The 18,294-nt window shown below is 39.5% G+C and carries 16 protein-coding genes and 1 pseudogene; 9 read left to right on the plus strand and 8 right to left on the minus strand.

The genetic code is table 11. The features are described 5' to 3' along the window. The first annotated feature begins 84 nt into the window (after positions 1 to 84). Positions 85 to 899 (plus strand): annotated as a pseudogene (locus tag K2F26_RS00810) (IS630 family transposase). A gap of 91 nt (positions 900 to 990) precedes the next feature. Here K2F26_RS00810 and K2F26_RS00815 read toward each other — a convergent pair. The 4 genes from K2F26_RS00815 to K2F26_RS00830 all read right to left on the minus strand — a co-directional run bounded on the left by K2F26_RS00815 (position 991) and on the right by K2F26_RS00830 (position 5,019). Beyond that, on the minus strand, positions 991 to 3,462 hold the full coding sequence (locus K2F26_RS00815) for an ATP-dependent Clp protease ATP-binding subunit (RefSeq protein WP_220611728.1): 2,472 nt from the start codon (positions 3,460 to 3,462) through the stop codon (positions 991 to 993). Positions 3,463 to 3,914: 452 nt separating this feature from the next. Beyond that, positions 3,915 to 4,481: a ribosomal protein S18-alanine N-acetyltransferase gene (gene rimI / locus K2F26_RS00820; protein WP_220609982.1), complete on the minus strand. Its 567-nt coding sequence runs from the start codon at positions 4,479 to 4,481 to the stop codon at positions 3,915 to 3,917. Between the two features lie 47 nt (positions 4,482 to 4,528). Next, the gene (locus tag K2F26_RS00825; RefSeq protein ID WP_220612029.1) at positions 4,529 to 4,855 is read right to left on the minus strand and encodes a hypothetical protein; all 327 of its coding nucleotides are present in this window, start codon (positions 4,853 to 4,855) and stop codon (positions 4,529 to 4,531) included. Beyond that, on the minus strand, positions 4,852 to 5,019 hold the full coding sequence (locus K2F26_RS00830) for a hypothetical protein (protein WP_220609983.1): 168 nt from the start codon (positions 5,017 to 5,019) through the stop codon (positions 4,852 to 4,854). The genes K2F26_RS00825 and K2F26_RS00830 overlap by 4 nt, the downstream gene beginning before the upstream one ends. 232 nt (positions 5,020 to 5,251) lie before the next feature. Here K2F26_RS00830 and K2F26_RS00835 point away from each other — a divergent pair, with 232 nt between their 5' ends. The 8 genes from K2F26_RS00835 to K2F26_RS00870 all read left to right on the plus strand — a co-directional run bounded on the left by K2F26_RS00835 (position 5,252) and on the right by K2F26_RS00870 (position 13,002). Beyond that, entirely contained in the window at positions 5,252 to 5,440 is a 189-nt protein-coding gene (locus K2F26_RS00835) for a hypothetical protein (RefSeq protein ID WP_220609984.1), read from the plus strand. 434 nt (positions 5,441 to 5,874) lie between these two features. Next, on the plus strand, positions 5,875 to 7,311 hold the full coding sequence (locus K2F26_RS00840) for a 7-cyano-7-deazaguanine synthase (protein ID WP_220609985.1): 1,437 nt from the start codon (positions 5,875 to 5,877) through the stop codon (positions 7,309 to 7,311). Between the two features lie 12 nt (positions 7,312 to 7,323). Then, the gene (locus K2F26_RS00845; RefSeq protein ID WP_220609986.1) at positions 7,324 to 8,532 is read left to right on the plus strand and encodes an XRE family transcriptional regulator; all 1,209 of its coding nucleotides are present in this window, start codon (positions 7,324 to 7,326) and stop codon (positions 8,530 to 8,532) included. A gap of 21 nt (positions 8,533 to 8,553) precedes the next feature. Beyond that, positions 8,554 to 9,102, plus strand: coding sequence for a PIN domain-containing protein (locus tag K2F26_RS00850; RefSeq protein ID WP_220609987.1), 549 nt, complete (start codon positions 8,554 to 8,556; stop codon positions 9,100 to 9,102). Positions 9,103 to 9,313: 211 nt separating this feature from the next. Next, a complete protein-coding gene (gene lysA / locus K2F26_RS00855) occupies positions 9,314 to 10,720 on the plus strand; it encodes a diaminopimelate decarboxylase (protein WP_220609988.1) in 1,407 nt (468 codons plus the stop codon). 110 nt (positions 10,721 to 10,830) lie between these two features. Further along, positions 10,831 to 11,769: a diadenylate cyclase CdaA gene (gene cdaA / locus K2F26_RS00860; protein ID WP_220609989.1), complete on the plus strand. Its 939-nt coding sequence runs from the start codon at positions 10,831 to 10,833 to the stop codon at positions 11,767 to 11,769. Next, positions 11,766 to 12,515, plus strand: a complete 750-nt coding sequence (gene uppS, locus K2F26_RS00865; RefSeq protein WP_220609990.1) for an undecaprenyl pyrophosphate synthase — start codon at positions 11,766 to 11,768, stop codon at positions 12,513 to 12,515. The genes cdaA and uppS overlap by 4 nt, the downstream gene beginning before the upstream one ends. Positions 12,516 to 12,561: 46 nt before the next feature. Beyond that, on the plus strand, positions 12,562 to 13,002 hold the full coding sequence (locus tag K2F26_RS00870) for a DUF29 domain-containing protein (RefSeq protein ID WP_220609991.1): 441 nt from the start codon (positions 12,562 to 12,564) through the stop codon (positions 13,000 to 13,002). 253 nt (positions 13,003 to 13,255) lie between these two features. Here K2F26_RS00870 and K2F26_RS00875 read toward each other — a convergent pair whose 3' ends face one another. From K2F26_RS00875 to K2F26_RS00890, 4 genes are all read right to left on the minus strand, one after another. Further along, on the minus strand, positions 13,256 to 13,528 hold the full coding sequence (locus tag K2F26_RS00875; RefSeq protein WP_220609992.1) for a DUF3143 domain-containing protein: 273 nt from the start codon (positions 13,526 to 13,528) through the stop codon (positions 13,256 to 13,258). Between the two features lie 160 nt (positions 13,529 to 13,688). Next, entirely contained in the window at positions 13,689 to 14,228 is a 540-nt protein-coding gene (locus K2F26_RS00880) for a J domain-containing protein (protein WP_220609993.1), read from the minus strand. Positions 14,229 to 14,376: 148 nt separating this feature from the next. Then, complete coding sequence (locus tag K2F26_RS00885; RefSeq protein WP_220609994.1) at positions 14,377 to 15,879, minus strand: HlyD family secretion protein; 1,503 nt, start codon at positions 15,877 to 15,879, stop codon at positions 14,377 to 14,379. A 233-nt stretch (positions 15,880 to 16,112) separates the two neighbouring features. Further along, entirely contained in the window at positions 16,113 to 18,269 is a 2,157-nt protein-coding gene (locus tag K2F26_RS00890; RefSeq protein ID WP_220609995.1) for a peptidase domain-containing ABC transporter, read from the minus strand. Positions 18,270 to 18,294: the final 25 nt, after the last annotated feature.

An 18,294-nucleotide genomic window follows, 5' to 3' on the forward strand; every position in this document is an offset into this window, starting at 1 on the left:
ATCACATCAAATCAGATTTGATGAATACTGATATCATGTCCGGCTAATCGCTTACGATAAAAGAGGTGAGTGCAAAGATGACCAATGCCGAAACGAATTAGTGTAGCCACACATCTGAGTATTGAAGAGTTAGAAAAACGTTACCGTCAAGCTAAAGACGGGATAGAAAGCCGTCAGTACCAGATTATTTGGTTAGTAGCGCAAGGCAAAAAAACGGAAGAAATCGAGGAAATCACTGGCTACAGCAGAACATGGATGTACGCATTGGTAAAAAGATACAACGAGTTAGGGATCGAAGGATTAGGCGATCGTAGACAGTTAAACCAAGGTACACAGCCGCTAGTAGATGATATCCAGCAGGCACATTTATGGAAATTCAGTTGTGGTGCGAAGATGAACATCGCTTGGGACTTAAACCAGTTTTACGACGAGTTTATGTACCAGAAGGAGAACAACCAATTGCTGATGTGAATTGGCGGTTTAAATGGCTATGGTTGTATGCTTTTGTACATCCTAAAACTGGAGAAACCTATTGGTGGATTCTTCCTTATGTGAACACAGAGCTATTCAATCAGGTTTTAGCCGATTTTGCTCAAGAATTTGGCTTAGGTGCTAATAAACGTATTCTTTTAGCCGTTGATCAAGCCGGATGGCATACCAGTAAGAGTTTACAGATTCCCGAAGGGCTGCATTTAACATTATTACCATCTCACTCACCTGAATTACAACCCGCAGAAAGGCTTTGGACTTTGGTGGACGAACCAATTGCTAATCAATCTTTTGAGACACTCGATGATTTAGAGGATGTCTTATTTCATCGGTGTCAATCTTTACTCCAACAGCCTGATTTAATTCGTGGTTTGACGGGTTTTCATTGGTGGTTGCAAACTGGCGCTTAATCGTAAGTCATTACCCGGACATGATATGAGACAAAAAAACGGTAGAGAACCGAAATCCTCCACCGTTTTTTTATTATTAAAAAAATCCTAACTACAACTCAACACCAGGAGTCAACAACTCCCGACTTTCCTTAGCTGTAACTTGGACAACACCATTTTCATCCACATCAACGTAAGCAATATCACCGTCTTTGATGCGTCCAGACAGAATTTCTTCCGCCAAACTATCTTCCAACAAGCGCATAATTGCCCGACGTAATGGTCTTGCACCGTAGCTGGGGCTGTAACCTTCTTGAATCAAGCGGTCCTTGAAGCGATCGCTCACTTCCAAAGTAATGCCTTTTTCTGTCAACCGACCAAACACTTCTTTAAGCATAATGTCGGCGATTTCAGTCACTTCAGCCTTATTCAACTGACGGAAGACGATAATTTCATCCAAACGGTTCAAGAACTCAGGACGGAAGTATTGCTTCAGTTCCTCATTCACCAAAGAACGAATCCGGTTGTATTGAGACTCAGTTTGATCCTCAGCAAACTCGAAACCAATACCGCTACCACCCTTCTCAATTACCTTAGAACCAATGTTAGAAGTCAAAATTAACAAAGTGTTCTTAAAGTCCACTGTGCGTCCTTTAGCATCAGTCAAACGACCATCTTCTAAAATTTGCAGCAGCATATTGAAAACATCAGGGTGCGCTTTTTCGATTTCGTCAAACAGCACCACAGTGTAAGGACGACGGCGTACAGCTTCTGTTAACTGACCACCTTCGTTATAACCAACGTAACCTGGAGGTGAACCGATCAACTTACTGACGGTGTGACGCTCCATGTACTCGGACATATCTAAGCGAATCATTGCTTCTTCAGAACCGAAGAAGTAAGAAGCCAAGGACTTAGCCAACTCGGTTTTACCTACCCCAGTCGGACCAGAGAAGACAAAACTCGCAATGGGTCGGTTAGGATTCTTCAAACCAACTCTAGCGCGACGAATCGCACGGGAAACAGCTTTCACAGCATCATCTTGACCGATGAGGCGCTGATGTAAGGTGTCTTCCATGTGCAGCAACTTCTCAGATTCAGATTCAGTGAGTTTATTCACTGGTACACCAGTCCAAGAAGCAACGATATGAGCGATGTCTTCCTCTGTAACTACAGGTTCAACACCATCACCACCGGCTGCATTGGTTTTAGTTTGAGCAATGGTGCGGATTTCCGCTTTAATTTCCATTTCTCTGTCGCGCAGTTCTCCAGCACGGTCGAAGTCTTGAGAACGAACAGCATCATCTTTTTCTTTTAAGATTTGCCGCAGTTCCTTATCTAACTCCTTCGCTGCTGGGGGTAGCTGGGAGTTAATCAAACGGACGCGAGAACCAGCTTCATCAATTAAGTCAATAGCTTTATCTGGAAGGTAGCGATCGCTAATATATCTATCAGACAACTTCGCCGCCGCCACTAAAGCTTCATCGGAGATTTTTAACTTGTGGTGCGCTTCATAGCGATCGCGCAAACCATATAAAATTTCTATTGTTTCATCAACGGTCGGTTCACCCACCATCACAGGCTGAAAACGTCTTTCCAACGCTGCATCCCGTTCAATGTGCTTGCGGTACTCATCCAAAGTAGTAGCGCCGATACACTGCAACTCACCTCGCGCCAAAGCTGGCTTGAGGATATTCGCAGCATCAATCGCCCCTTCAGCAGCACCAGCACCGATTAAAGTATGAACCTCGTCAATTACCAGGATGACATTACCCGCTTGGCGGATCTCATCCATGATTTTCTTTAGACGTTCTTCAAATTCACCCCGGTACTTAGTTCCTGCAACCAGTAAACCAATATCCAGAGTTACCACCCGTTTATCTTCCAGGATATCCGGGATATCTTTGTTAGCGATGCGACTGGCTAAACCTTCAGCAATGGCTGTTTTACCCACCCCAGGTTCACCAATCAGCACTGGATTATTTTTAGTCCGGCGACCCAAAATTTGAATCACACGCTCGATTTCCTTGGCGCGTCCCACCACAGGATCGAGTTTGTTATCCACAGCCATTTGGGTCAAATTCGAGCCAAATTCATCCAAAGTTGGGGTTTTTGTGCGACCCGAAGAACCGCCAGGAGTCACTTCCGCAGTTTCTCCCAACATCCTAATCACTTGGGTTCTCACCTTAGACAAATCTACACCCAGGTTTTCTAGCACCCTGGCTGCTACGCCTTCCCCTTCACGGATGAGACCCAACAGCAGATGCTCGGTGCCAATGTAGTTATGCCCTAGTTGGCGTGCTTCTTCCAAGGATAGTTCTAAAACCCGCTTTGCCCGTGGCGTAAACGGAATTTCCACAGCCACAAAGCCTGAACCCCGACCTATGATTTTTTCAACTTCAATCCGGGCATCTTTGAGATTGACACCCATTGACTTTAGCACCTTGGCGGCCACCCCAGTGCCTTCCCCAATCAGACCCAGGAGGATCTGCTCAGTTCCCACAAAGTTGTGACCTAAACGGCGGGCCTCTTCTTGGGCCAGCATGATTACCTTAATGGCTTTTTCTGTGAAGCGTTCAAACATGGCATTTTTCCCATCACCTGCGTCGTGCCGGTATGCTGATTTTAGCACAGGCTAAAATTTTGGATATCTCTATCAAGAAAATAGATATCCCCCAGCCATCACACAAGTTGATGGGTTCATTCATTAATTTTTATTACTTTCTCTATCGCTAGTTTGATGAGGAGGTTGAATTTACTAGCTTTCCTGGAAATTACGACCAACAGGACACCACTAATTTTTAGATTTTGTTAATCTATTCCCAAACAAACCTGATTATCATATATAATGGTACATTGTCAATACAAAAATTTTAATTATAAAAAATATTTATCAAACAAAAATATTTATTTTGAAATATTAATAAATTGGGCATTGGGCATTGGGCATTGGGTTGTTAACCTCCCCATCACCCCATCACCCCACCTCCCTCTTCCCTATTCTCTCTTACACTGTCACCTGTCACCTGTCACCTGTCACCTGTCACCTTCTTCACAAATTATGAAACTCCAAGAAGATTTCTTTAGGCGATCGCTAATCATCACTTCCCAATCATCCAAATTTTTGAGAAAACTGGGCTGTTGTAGGTTAGAAGTCCACAAAATTAAAGCATCTTCATTATTATCCTGGTAATAGCGTGGTCTTTTACCCGCAGTCTTAAAGCCAAATTTTTGATAAAGAGAAATTGCCGTTTGATTAGAAACCCTAACCTCCAAAGTTGCCCTTTCTAAACCGCGATCGCTTGCTGTTTTCAGTAGAGCATACAACAAAGCCTGTCCCAAACCTTGACCCTGATATTCAGGATGAATCGCCAAAATTGTAATATGCGCTTCTTCTAAAATTGACCAAAAACAACCCATTCCCAACAAACCAGATTTGGAAAATGGTGTAAATAAACCCAAAAAATGACTATTAGGACTTTCCAACTCTCGACGGTAGCCCTCCATAGTCCACAAACCATTGAAACAGGCTTTATCAAGTTCCAGTAAATCAGGCAAATGCTCTAAAGTCAAAGGTTGAATTTTTAAATCTAATAAGTTCACAGGATTGAAGATACGTCTTTCATCAAGATCTTTTCACCATAATCTATTCACGTTTCTATTTTCATACTGCGAGATACTTGAATTTTTGGTAATGGTTTTAATGAGGTATTTATTGGGGAATAACGACAGTAACAAATTACCCCACCCCCAACCCCCTCCCCGCAAGCGATGAGGGGGCTATGATGTACTTCATAACAAATGAGACTGCTGTAATTAGGAAATTCTGTTTCACTTTCAAACACATAATCAACTTTGAGAATTTTATTATTAGTAGGTTCTACTTTCAATAATTCCCATCCGTATTTATCAGCCATTTCTTGACATTTATCTCTGTCTGTTGCTGCGTGTCTGGAAATTTTTTCTTCATCTGTCATGATGATTTTACTTGTTGAGACTTTTTGTTTTCGGCGTTCGCTCTCTTAACAATCACCTTAGCCAATTGGGTAACACTGAGAAACTCTCTAGTAGCCCAATTTTCTAAGTATTTATATTCGTCTTCTTCTATACGAATTTTCATTTGCGGTTTTTTAGAAGGCATATCTAACCATGATTCACTACTCCTAAATTATCGTTCTTATTAGTCTGATTGACTAATAATGAATTAAAGTAGTTACAGGTGTGTCACTTGCAAGTATAATATTAACAGGTGACTTATTTGTCAATCATACAATAATCTGACATTTTAAAAAAAAATCTGTCTTAAAAGTTGACATTGTTAAAATAATGTTCTAAGCTCATCATATAAGTAGGCTCTCATTGGAGGTCGAAGCGTGGACGGGGATGTATTTCATCGGCTTTTAGGACTTTATAGAAAGCCATACCTAATATTGTGTGAGGGAAAACTAGAGCCTCAAGAATGTGCTTGGATGACAATGAAACCCTTTCTGAAGGATCTGAAGAAAAAAGGTAATGCAGCTATTGTGATAGCCAAGAGTATGGGGGAACTTCTAGCTCAATAAATTCAAAGTTATGGCAATAATAAATCTATAAACTATGCCGATTTAAGTAAAAAGATTGATAAATTAGTACAACAAGCCAACAACATAACAAATAGAACTAAGTCACTTGTTATTGAGGCTGGAAAGAGTATTATTCATGATTTACGTTATGGTCAACAATTTGACAATGATACTCTTCCAGAAAAAATCATAGAAAGATATATGCAGAAGGTGTTCGTATCAGAATTTGAAGGAAAAATACCACTAATTTCAGATCACCATACCAAAGTTGATAATTTCACTTTGACAAACCGTATGGAGGAATTAAAAAGATACATTTTTGCGGAAATTCCAAAATTAGCAAAAAAGGTAAATTTAGATGAGAGTGTAGGTAAATTGAGACGAAGTAGGCGATCGCAAATCCAGGAGATAGACCTTGAGGAGAATCTAGCAATATGAACCATAGACCTTCACGTCAACAAAAACCAACCGAAAGTAACAATAAAGATTACACTTTACACTTTCAACCTGTAGAGAACAGTAATGGATCTGTGCTATTTGTTGATCACTCTCAGGATAAAAAGGCAACTATTGGAATTAATGTAGGTGATACAGAGTTAAAATATCGTGTTCTAGAAGAGTTTCCTCCTATTATTGCTGATCTCATTGACCTTGCTGTTGCTATATATACCTCAGATCGTCTTGCTCCTCAAAATCTTACAGGGAAGCAGCGTCGCTTTAATGTAATACTGCCAGTACGTCATCCAGAATTATTAAGTGCTGAAACATTTCTCACAAAACTGGATAACCTGCTTAAATGGACAACGGATAGCGAATGGATTTTCGACTTCCAAAAACGGATTGCACCGGAACGCCTTGTTGAACAGCAATCTCTTCCGTTAGCACCCAAAGGATGTGAAGTAACGTTGTGGAGTGGTGGACTAGATGCCCTGGCTGGTTTGTACACTCGGCTTCTGATGTATCCAGAAAAACGGTTTATCCTATTTGGTACTGGCAGTAATGGGATCATGTCTGCCTGTCAGGAAAGAGTATATAAGCAAATCCAATCTATCTTCCCTGGTCGCTGCTATCTTTTCCGCCTCCCAATACGATTTGATGATAGTAGTGAGCAGCCAAAAAACAAGCTTTCTCGTGCAAGAGGTGTTGTATTCACTCTTCTTGGTTCTGCGTGTGCATACCTTATGGGAGAAAAGGTTCTGTGTCTGTATGAAAACGGAATCGGTGCAATCAACCTTCCATATCGTGAATCGGCTGTAGGATTGGATCACTCTCGTTCTGTTCATCCTCTGACTTTACTAATGGTGAGCGAGTTAGTTTCCGAGCTTTTAGGAGAAGAGTTCCAGGTAAAAAACCCCTTTCTGTTTTGGACTAAAGCCGAAATGTGTAAAGCATTGGCGAAAAATGGGAGAGATGACTTACCACCTTTAACTATGTCCTGTGACAGTCCACATCGTCAAAAGCCAGTTCAGTGTGGTTACTGCTCCTCTTGTCTTTTAAGGCGACAATCACTTGCAGCCTCTACCATAAAAGATAGAACTCGTTATGTGGTCTTACATGGAGAGCGTCCAGTTAAAGAGCCGAGTTTATGTTTCTTGAATATGCAGGCGCAAGTTCGTACCCTTGATTCTTTGTTTGCTGTCTCAGATGAACCTTGGATTACTCTAACTAAAAGGTTTCCAGTGTTGGATGATATTGTTGATCGAACTGCTATGGCAGAAAATTTATTACCTGCTGATATGCGAAGTCGTTTAATTCAACTTTATCAAAATTATGTTTCCGAATGGAATGCTGTGGAATCACAGATTGCGAACGGATTATTAAGCGATCAGAAGGCATCTAGTAAATATGTAGTCTCATCTCAACAAAGTTGAGGAAAAACCATCATGACTACCAACATCCTGGATAATATTGATCTGCGGACATTAGGTGAACTCCTGCAACAAGCCCGTAAAAAATGCGGCATGACTCAAGCAGATGCAGCCAAGATTATTGATGCTGCACGCACTACTATGATCGCTATTGAGAAAGGAGAACGTCGTCTCAAAGCCAATGAACTGATTAAACTTGCCCGTGCTTACGGACGTTCTGTAAGTGAATTTGTACGATCGCGCCCTGTCGTACAACCTTTTGAGGTGCAGTTTCGCGCAGTTTATCAACGCAGTCAAGAACAGCAAGCAGAAATTGAACCATTTATCTCTCAATTAGAGGAATTATGTCAAAATTACCTAGAACTTGAGAAAATCATGGATGCGCCAATAGCGCGAAACTATCCTCTTGAGTATCAAGTAACAGATATGCCCATTAAATCTGCTGCGGAGAGTATAGCAGTAGCAGAACGTCAACGCTTAGGTTTAGGTGATGCGCCTATTTCCCAACTGCGAGACATCCTAGAACAAGATGTGGGTTTACGGATCTTCTATTTGCAGATGCCGCAAAAATACTCAGAAGTGTATAGCTATAACGATGAAGTTGGCGGTTGTATGGCCATTAATGCCAATCATCCAGAAGAACGTCGGCGCTGGTCAATGGCGCATGGATACCTGCATTTTCTGGCACATCGGCAAAAACCAGAGTTTCATTTTGATGGTCAATATCAGCGATTTCCTGAAAGTGAGCAACTAGCGGAAACCTTCCCCGAATATTTCCTCATGCCTACCAGTGGATTGCTGAAGCGGTTTAATGATATGTACCGTACACATGGCAAATTCACTCCAACTAATTTATTTACACTAGCTCATTACTACGGTGTTTCTGTAGAAGCTCTAGTTTATCGGTTAGAAAAAATGGAACTTTTGCCTACAGGAACTTGGGATAAATTACGAGATAGAGGTTTAAAAGTCAGAAAAGTACAAGAGGAACTTGGCTTAGAACAGATTCCGCAAAGGGTTGATATGATGCCTTTGCACTACCAACACCTAGCAATTGAAGCTCTTGATCAAGGTTTAATTACAGAAGGGCGTTTTGCTAAATTTCTCCATGTTGACCGCTTAGAAGCCCGTCGCATAGCTGAAGCTTTACGGGAACATTCAAGCGGAATGATGGAAGAAGATACGGATTTTGATTTGCGTCAAATCCAAACTACTGGGAAGTGAGGAGTATATATATAAATTGTTATGGAAATTACTCACTCCCACATTATTCTTGATGCTTGTTGTGTTCTTAATCTCTTTGCATCGGGTCAATTTCTGGCAATTTTGAAATCTCTTCCTGCTGAAATTGTCCTGACTACAGTTGTTCAAGAACGGGAATTAAAGACACTCCAAAAACTTCAAGAAGAAGAAAATGATGCTGTGTTAGAATTTGAAGCAGCTATTCAACAAGGTTTATTAAAAGTTGTAGATTTTGAATCAGAAGCAGAAGAAGAATCATTTGTTAACTATGCTGTTGTTCTTGATGATGGTGAAGCTGCAACTTTAGCGATCGCAGTTCATCGAGAATGGGCAGTAGCAACAGATGACAATAAAGCTATCAAGTTTTTTAAACAGAATTTTCCTAATCTTCAGATTTTATCAACTCCAGAAATAATCAAATATTGGTCAGAAGCAGAAAACTCAGATTCTGCAATGCTAAGTAATGTACTCAATATGATTAAGATTAAAGGACGTTATGTACCACCTAAAAATAGTCCTCTGTATAACTGGTGGCAAGTTGTTTCTAGTTAACCATAGCATTTCCCAGTCTCATGAGGTACACCCTAATTTATTTACTGTTCTCTATTCCCTGCCTTACCCTGGCTAAATCATGGTTATGGCTGCTGGGGAAACCTAAAAAACTGAACGAATCACAAGTTGGTAAAATCTCATAAAGCAGTAAACTGAAAATCAGAAGAATAACTCACGCTTGTAAATTTAACAAGGAAAAATTTCATTAGTTATGGTAGCGACTCACCCCGTCAAGGTTCAACCTTCTGGCAATCAATATCTATCTCCCAGCCAAGATAGTACAAATATTTCTCCTAATCAGCAACTATTACCCTTGACTGCCAAAGTTAATCGTGATGATTTCTTGGAAATCGGTGGGTGTGATGTCACAATGCTAGTTCAGCACTTTGGTTCACCTTTATATATTTTGGATGAAACAACCTTGCGGACAGCTTGTCAACAATATCGGGATACCTTTAAAAAATACTACAAAGGTGAATCTCAAGTATTGTATGCTTCTAAGGCATGGAATTGTTTAGCAGTTTGCGCCATTGTCGCCTCAGAAGGATTAGGAATAGATGTAGTATCTGGTGGTGAACTTTACACAGCATTAGAAGCCAGTGTGAGTCCAGATAAAATCTACCTCCACGGAAATAATAAATCCCGTGATGAGCTAAATTTAGCCATTGAATCAGGTTGTACCATTGTTGTTGATAACTGGTATGAATTACATACTTTGGTAGATATTGTAGAGACGTTTCATGAAACGTCTCTACAAAAAATCCGCATTATGTTACGGTTAACTCCGGGGATTGAATGTCATACCCATGAGTATATTCGCACCGGACATTTAGATAGTAAATTTGGTTTTGACCCCAATGATTTAGAAGAGGTATTTGCCTTTGTTAGCAAACAACCCGCTTTAAACTGTGTGGGTGTACACGCTCATATTGGTTCACAAATTTTTGAACGTCAACCCCATCGAGATTTGGCTGCTGTAATGGTACAGTGGTTGCGAGATGCGGCTAAATATAATTTAGAATTGACAGAGTTAAATGTCGGTGGCGGTTTAGGGATTAAATACACAGAATCAGACGATCCCCCAAGCATTGAAGAATGGTCAAAGGCGATTTGTGAGGTAGTGCAAGAAGCTTGCGCTGCTGAAAACTTGCCCCTTCCCAAACTCCTGTGTGAACCAGGGCGATCGCTCATTGCCACAGCTTGCGTTACCGCCTACACTATTGGTTCGGCTAAAACAATTCCTGATATTCGTACTTATGTGACAATTGATGGCGGAATGTCAGATAATCCCCGCCCCATCACCTATCAATCAGTTTATCGGACTGTTGTTGCTAACAAAATGTCCGCTCCTCTAACAGAAACAGTGACAGTAGCGGGTAAACACTGCGAATCAGGAGATATTCTGATTAAAAACGCCCAACTGCCCAAAACTGAACCAGGGGATGTTCTCGTAGTTATGGCAACTGGAGCATACAATTACAGTATGGCATCTAACTATAATCGTCTACCCCGACCGGCTGCTGTGTTGGTGGCTAACGGTGAAGCAAATTTAATTTTGCAACGGGAAACCTATAAAGACATCATTCGCCAAGATTGCCTACCTGAAAGACTAAAATAGTTATTTTTTCTTGGTCATTGGTCATTAGCTAAGAATCATGACTAATGACTAATGACTAAATAACTAATGACTAATGACTAATGACTAATGACTATTAGAATCCAGATGTCATGAGAGATTGGTGGAAGCAATGGCTGACGACAAACCTGGGATGGTCACAGTCCTTGCTGCTTGGGACTCTGGATATTCTGTTAGTGCTGGCGTTGACATACATGATCCTGGTGATTATTAGTGAACGCCGGACACTATGGATGGTGCGAGGATTTATTATTTTGATGCTGGCCTCAGCATTGAGTGGCACTTTGGGACTACCTTTGCTCAATTTCGTTTTGGAAAAGCTAGTAATTGGTTGTGCTGTAGCCATGGCCGTAGCACTCCAGTCAGAGTTTCGCCGCTTTTTGGAACAACTGGGAAGGGGCGAGTTTCGGCAGTTATTTCAACCTCACCGCTTGACTGTTCCTAAATCTGATAGTGTGATTGATGAAATTGTTGATGCTGTCAGAGAACTTTCCAAAAATCGGATTGGTGCTTTGTTGATTTTGGAAACTACCGAACCAATTGATGAGCGAGATTTTTCTGTACCTGGTGTAAAGTTAAATGCAGAAGTTTCTAAGGAACTGATACAGACCATTTTTCAACCCAAAACTTTATTGCATGATGGGGCAACTTTGATCCGTGGTTCGCGGATTGTATCATCCGGTATAATTTTACCACTTTCGGGACGCACAGCCTCGCGCCAGTTGGGTACACGCCATCGGGCAGCAATGGGAATTACTGAGCGGGTCGAAAATTGCATCTGTGTGGTTGTATCAGAAGAAACGGGTTCTATTTCCCTAGCGGAAAGGGGAACTCTATATAGACCACTGACGATTAGAAAGTTAAAAGAGTCTTTAGAGGAACGATTTTCGCCAACTGTAGACCGAGAAGCTGTAGCACCTGGTCTTTTCAGTTTAGGTCGTCAACTAGGTGGTCAAACATTAGCACTGGTTTCACGTTTACTCAGATTACCATCGACTGCTTCTCGCCAAAAAAATAAGACCGAAAAATGACTACACAACATACTGAACTGCAATATTTGCCTTCTGATTTAAAACGAGAATTACTCCCCCAGCACGTTGCGGTGATTATGGATGGCAATGGTCGATGGGCTAAACGTCAAGGTCTTCCCAGAATTATGGGGCATAAACGGGGGGTTGATGCTCTAAAGGATTTGTTGCGCTGTTGTAAGGATTGGGGTATTAAAGCTTTAACTGCTTATGCTTTTTCTACAGAAAATTGGAAAAGGCCACAGGAAGAGGTGGAGTTTTTAATGAGTCTTTTCCAACGGGTTCTGCGTCAAGAACTGCGGGAAATGGTGGAGGAAAATGTGCAGATTCAGTTTGTGGGCAATTTGCAAGCTTTACCAAAATCGCTACAAGAAGAAATTTCTCGCTCTATGGCAGAAACTAAGGATAATGAAAGTATTAAGTTTACAGTAGCTACTAATTATGGCGGTAGACAGGAAATTTTACAAGCTTGTCGAGCGATCGCCCAAAAGGTGCAAGAAGGTATTTTAAAACCAGATGAAATTTCTGAACAGTTATTTGAAAGTCATTTATATACAGCTGGTATCGCTGATCCAGATTTGCTAATCCGCACCAGTGGAGAAATGCGTTTATCTAATTTCTTACTTTGGCAAATGGCCTATGGTGAAATTTATATTACTGATACTCTCTGGCCAGATTTTGATAGAAAGGAATTTCACCGCGCTTTATGTGCTTATCAACAACGAGAACGGCGGTTTGGGAAAGTTTAGGAAGTAATGCTATATTCAATAGTAAGATTTGGGAGAAAAATTAAATATGACACTATCCCTCTATGATCAAGATATTTTACTCTGGGTTGAAGATACTGTTGCCAAGCTCAAAGCACGGGATTTTGAAACCTTGGATATTGAAAATCTGATTGAGGAAGTAGAGGCTTTGGGAACTTCGCAAAAAAGAGAACTATTGAGTCGTTTAATTGTATTACTAGAACATTTACTCAAGCGATTATATGTTGACTTACCTTACGATTATAATGGCTGGGAACGCACAATTCGCACACAACGAACTGAACTTGATGTATTAATTACCCAAGTACCCAGTCTCAAGTCTCTATGGGATACGAGTTTTAAAGAGGCTTGGCGACGAAGTTTAACTAATGTCAGGAGTGAGTATAAATCAGTCAATTTTCCTTCGGAATGGCCGTATTCATCGGAGTTAGAAATACTCCTCAATTCTAACTTTTGGGAGAATAATTAGGGTTTGCTGAGAAAGTCTTTTCGTGAGGGCATAGGAGTCAGGAGTCAGGAGTCAGGAGGAGATTTCAAAATTTATTTTCCATCTCTCTAACTCAACAAAAATGCAAGTTTTTTGAAGCTATAAGTGGAAAAATAGAGCATTTTGAGGGTGAAATTTCCCAAAATTTGTTACGAACAGATAGCCCAAAATCTTGCCTTTTGCCTCTTGCCTCTTGCCTTCTTTGTAGGATATAAAAACGATGCTGGAATTGGACTTATGGACCAGAAAAAACTGCTGCTTGAATATCTTGCCGACTCAAGGAATATTTAAAAGAACGTTGAATATCTTGACCGTTTTCTCCAGCGTTAATATATCTAACGGTAATTTGTTCGATATCTAGCCAAAGTTCGGCTTGCCAAGTTGGTTTTTGCACGCGCCAACAATGTAACTCGGTGTCATCTTGTTGACAACCTTGGTCTTTTAGCCATTTTTCAATTTGTGGTAAAGGATGGTTATACAGTGGTGTGTTGGCTGGCAAAATAGACATAACAATTTTGGATGTTGGATGTTGGATAATTGATAATTGACAATTGTTTGATTCAATGTTTAAAACCTCTCCTTGAGAAGAGAAAAAAGCAAAAATTTCCTATTTCCCAATCTTCTCATGAATGACGGAGAAGTAATTATCAATTGTTCAATAATAATTGTTAAATTATACTTGTTGTTTGTGTATTAATTTGGTAGATTTGGTAAATTTGTTGTATATTCAAATATGATGAGAGTTGAGTTTGTAAACTCGGTTCACCACGGAACACAGCAACAGCGATCGCCAATACTAAACAACCCACAAAGGTTAAAACCAACACAAATAATACAAAGATTTCGCCCGATGATAAAGGGCGATCGCTTGCATCCAAGTACATTGATTTAGAATAATCATGGGGTTTATGCACTGGATGGTTTAAATCTGTTGGTGTTTGAATTACCCCAAATCGCGAATAACCAATCTTTAAATCATAACTTAAACGGCGCTCTGGATGACTGAGAGTAGCGTAAGCTTCGTTAATTTCCTGAAATTTGGCAGTAGCAACATGATCAGGTAATTCTGTTGTATCTGGATGATACTGTTTACTCAGTTCTCGATAAGCGCGACGTATATCTATGACTGACGCTGAGGGATGCAGTCCTAATAGGGTGTAATATGTTGTAGTGTTACTGCTTTGTGCCTGTGTCCCAGTTTGACTCACGGTTTTGATTCACTTTGATCACATCTGTTTTTATATTTTAAATTATGACTACTTTTCCCGTCCTAGTGAGGTGCGGTAATTTAGCATTAAACGCAGATAAACGCAGATAAACGCAGATAATTTTTTTCCTGATGATGAGAAAACACTATCACAAATCTGCTATTAATCTGGCTTTTCTCAAGAAAAATTGCAGTACGCTTTCTTCACGGGAAATTATATCTACTCTTCCTTCCATTCCTAGTTGAATGTGACACACATTTTTCCCTGTACCTAAAACTAAGTTTTGTGGTTCAATTGTCACTTCATAAAGTGTACCTGGTACTGTGGCTCTGGGACTGGTGTTATTAGTAATTGATTCCTCTGTTGATTTTTTTGGCGGTGCAATGGCATCTGGTGAAATTGCTTCAACTTTACCGTTGAGTGTACCATAATCCGGGTAAGGACAAGCGGTAACTCGCATCTGCACGGGTTGACCAATTTTCAGTTTGTTTTTATCTTCTGATGCTACTGCTGCTTTGATGATCTGTTTCGCATCACTGGGGACTATTTGTAATATTTCTTCCCCAGTTCGCACGGTTTGTCCAGGGTTACGCAGGTTTATTTGCGTAATTATACCATCCGCTGTTGCGGTAATAGTGGTCTGATTTATTTCTATGTCTACTTGTTTGATTTCTCTAATATCCCGTTCTAGCTGTTTTTCAATTTCTACTTTTTGTTTAATTGTCATTTGACGTTCTTTTTCTAAGGCTGCTTTGTTACTTTCTCCTGCTGCTTTTTCTTGGGCTATACGTTCAATGGCGATTTTTACTTCTGCATGACTGGGGTTAATTGCTGCTTTTGCACGCTGTTTTCTGGTTAGGGCAACATATACAGCTTTCTCTAGTTTGGTAATTGTTTCTTTTTGGGCTTCAATTACTGATTTTTGGGCTTTTACGGCTTGTTCTTGCTGTTTAGTCGCTAGTTGTGCTTCTTCTACTTGATTTTTCGATAATGCTCCTGCTTGCGCTACGCTTTCATATCTTTCTTGCTTGGATTTTGCTGTATTCAAAACTGCTTCGGCTGATTCTAAATTAGCTTGTTCTATTTTTAATCTGGCTAGTCCTATTTTTAATTCTTCTTGAGCAATTTGGACATTAGCTTGAGCTTCTTGGAGTTCAGAGACGGTGGTAATTTTTTTATCCTGATATTGACGGATGCGATCGCTCAGTTCAGCTTCAGCAGCATTAATAATTCGATTAATTTTATCAAGTTCGGCGTTAATTTGCAAGTTCAAATTTTGAATTTGAGCATTAATTTGTACAAGTTGTAAATTTGCTTGTTGAATATTAGTTTGTAATTGACTTTTTTTAGTTTGTAATCGAGAATCATCAATAATAGCTATTGCCTCTCCAGTTTTCACAACTTGATTTTCTTTGACATAAATTTGCCTAATTTGACCTTCGGTGGACGCTTGCACAATTCGCAATTCTCCTGATGGACGAACCACTGCTTGTCCTTTAACTGTCACCTTATATTTAGTCAGTGCAGATACTGGAATTGCTAATATTAAAACACAGAGAATAAACAGTCCACCATAGGTAGTCCAATGACTAATAGGTGGGAGAAATTCATCGGTTTGAATTGGGTTTAATGAGTCAGTATCTTTAGCCATAATTATAGCTATCAGTAATCAGCTTTCAGCTTTCAGTAATCAGTTATGAGATAATCAAATAACCATTGAGAATTAATAATTATTGGGTAACAAAATTACACCCTAAAGAAACTATATTTCAGACATTTATTCATTTGTTATTTTTGGCTAAAGTTTGAAAATGAAGAGTTATAAAATACGCAAATGTAAAAATTAATTTAAAAAATAATCTAAAAATTAATGTAGAAATTAATTTATATCAAAATAACATCATCTAAAAAATCTAAATGTTCACCAGGAACTTTCGACAAATCTCCTGGTGTACCTTGAATTTTTAAACGTCCTTTTTCTAAAAAAACAATCCAATCTGCACGACGAATGACTCGCGGTCGGTGACTAATTAAAATAGTAGTTTTACCGTGACGATACTCTAAAATCTGGTCTAATATTTGTGCTTCACTCACTGGATCAAGGGCGCTAGTAGATTCATCTAAAATCAATATTGGTGGATCAGTAACTATCGCTCTCGCTATGGCTAATCTTTGCTTTTGTCCCCCAGAAAGATTAGCACCAAATTCTCCTAAAACAGTTTGATATTTATCTGGTAATTCGCTTATAAAATCGTCAGCACCAGTAATATGACAAGCTTTGACAATTTCATCGAAACTAATATGAGCATAACTAAATAAGAAATTATCTAAAATAGAACGACTCCAAAAATGGGGTTCTTGGGGAATTAAAACTACCTGATTTCGTAAACATTCTAAAGCTAAATCTTGTTGATTATAACAACCATAACGAATATTGCCTGATTGAATTTTATATAAACCTGTAATCAATTTAGCTAAGGTACTTTTACCACATCCAGATTTACCAATTAAAGCAATTACTTGTCCACCGGGAATAATTACAGAAAAATCCTGCAATAAATCTACTCTTCCAGTGTGATGAAAATTAACTTCTGTGCAAGTAATATCTGTATGAGCAGGAATTTCTACCCATTGCTTTTTAACATCATTTTCATCTTCTGGGGTAGCTTCAATAACTTCTGTCAGACGTTGAATAACTATTTGAGAAGTGATAAATTCATCTATTAAGTCAATTCCAGAACTTAAAAAGCCTAGAAAATTGCCACTCATGCTATTATAAGCAATCAATTGTCCAATGGTTAAATGACGATTAATGACTAAATAACTACCAATCCAAAGAATACCAATATTAATAAATGTAGAAAGAATATTTGTGATGGTACTACTATAAAGTCCTAATTGCATGGTACTCCAACCCAAGTTAGCAAGACGACCAAAATTCCCTTGATATTCTTCCCACGCTTGGGGTGTAGCTTGGGTGGTTTTTAAAACTTGTACTCCTCTAAATGTTTCCACTAAAAAACCTTGATTTTCTGTACCGGAAACAATCATATTGCGAGTTTTCCGGCGGATTGCTGGTAAGAATAATAAGTTAATACCAGTAATAATCATAAATGCAAATATGGAAGCTATAGTTAATTCCCAACTGTAAAAAAGCATAAAACCCAAGGAAACTATAGCAATAAAAAATTGACTAGGTAATCCTAAGACAATTTGAGAAACTAAATTATTTACAGCGTGAACATCTGCAATGCGACTTACTACTTCTCCGCTACGTCTTCCTTCAAAATAAGCTAGGGGTAAATGTAAGAGTTTGCGTCCATATTCTAGGATTAATCCTAATTGTAATTTTTGTCCAAAATGACCAATCAAATGAGATTGTACTAAACTAATAGCACTTTTAATTAAATTGAGGGTAATTACACTGATAGCGACGGTAGTTAATAGTTGAGTATTTCCCCGCACGAGAACATCATCGGTGAGTAACTGCATCATAAAGGGTGATGCAAGGGAAAGCATACCGATGGCGATATTCATGGCGATCGCCTGGGCTAAAATAAACCGATAGGGATAAACCCGTTGCAAATAACGCCCCAAACCGCCAATATTATCTGATTCTTGTTGATAAAAACGACTTTCATCAGGAAGGAGTAACAACATCACCCCATTACTCCAACCTGTGATTAATTCCTGGTGAGTTAAGTAACGGATACCCACACCAGGGTCAGCAATGATATATTTTTTGCCTTTTTGTCCGTATAATACGACCCAATGGTAGCCTTTCCAATGAATGATAGCAGGTAAAGGCGCTTGATTTAATTGGTTAATGAGTTCAGGAGTAGCTTTAACTTGTCGGGTATGAAATCCTAATGTTTCCGCACCCCGCTTTAATCCTAATAAAGTAGTTCCTCTTGCACCAGTACCCACAGCTTCACGTACACGGTTGAGGGTAAAAGTGCGTCCGTAATATTTGGCAATTGTAGCTAAAGCAGCTGCACCACAGTCTTCTTCACTGTGTTGTAAGACAATTTGATATTTCATTGACTGGCGTAATTTTTGAAGCGAA

The organism is Sphaerospermopsis torques-reginae ITEP-024, assembly GCF_019598945.1.
In the GTDB taxonomy this organism is placed as follows: Bacteria; Cyanobacteriota; Cyanobacteriia; order Cyanobacteriales; family Nostocaceae; genus Sphaerospermopsis.

What these genes read in the sequence shown, in the direction of transcription:
- K2F26_RS00830 (WP_220609983.1), bottom strand. Translation starts at nt 5,019, where the DNA reads ATGCCTTCTAAAAAACCGCAAATGAAAATTCGTATAGAAGAAGACGAA.
- K2F26_RS00850 (WP_220609987.1), top strand. Translation starts at nt 8,554, where the DNA reads ATGGAAATTACTCACTCCCACATTATTCTTGATGCTTGTTGTGTTCTT.
- K2F26_RS00890 (WP_220609995.1), bottom strand. Translation starts at nt 18,269, where the DNA reads ATGAAATATCAAATTGTCTTACAACACAGTGAAGAAGACTGTGGTGCA.
- K2F26_RS00840 (WP_220609985.1), top strand. Translation starts at nt 5,875, where the DNA reads ATGAACCATAGACCTTCACGTCAACAAAAACCAACCGAAAGTAACAAT.
- uppS (WP_220609990.1), top strand. Translation starts at nt 11,766, where the DNA reads ATGACTACACAACATACTGAACTGCAATATTTGCCTTCTGATTTAAAA.
- K2F26_RS00845 (WP_220609986.1), top strand. Translation starts at nt 7,324, where the DNA reads ATGACTACCAACATCCTGGATAATATTGATCTGCGGACATTAGGTGAA.
- K2F26_RS00825 (WP_220612029.1), bottom strand. Translation starts at nt 4,855, where the DNA reads ATGACAGATGAAGAAAAAATTTCCAGACACGCAGCAACAGACAGAGAT.
- cdaA (WP_220609989.1), top strand. Translation starts at nt 10,831, where the DNA reads ATGAGAGATTGGTGGAAGCAATGGCTGACGACAAACCTGGGATGGTCA.
- K2F26_RS00875 (WP_220609992.1), bottom strand. Translation starts at nt 13,528, where the DNA reads ATGTCTATTTTGCCAGCCAACACACCACTGTATAACCATCCTTTACCA.
- lysA (WP_220609988.1), top strand. Translation starts at nt 9,314, where the DNA reads ATGGTAGCGACTCACCCCGTCAAGGTTCAACCTTCTGGCAATCAATAT.
- K2F26_RS00870 (WP_220609991.1), top strand. Translation starts at nt 12,562, where the DNA reads ATGACACTATCCCTCTATGATCAAGATATTTTACTCTGGGTTGAAGAT.
- K2F26_RS00885 (WP_220609994.1), bottom strand. Translation starts at nt 15,879, where the DNA reads ATGGCTAAAGATACTGACTCATTAAACCCAATTCAAACCGATGAATTT.
- K2F26_RS00815 (WP_220611728.1), bottom strand. Translation starts at nt 3,462, where the DNA reads ATGTTTGAACGCTTCACAGAAAAAGCCATTAAGGTAATCATGCTGGCC.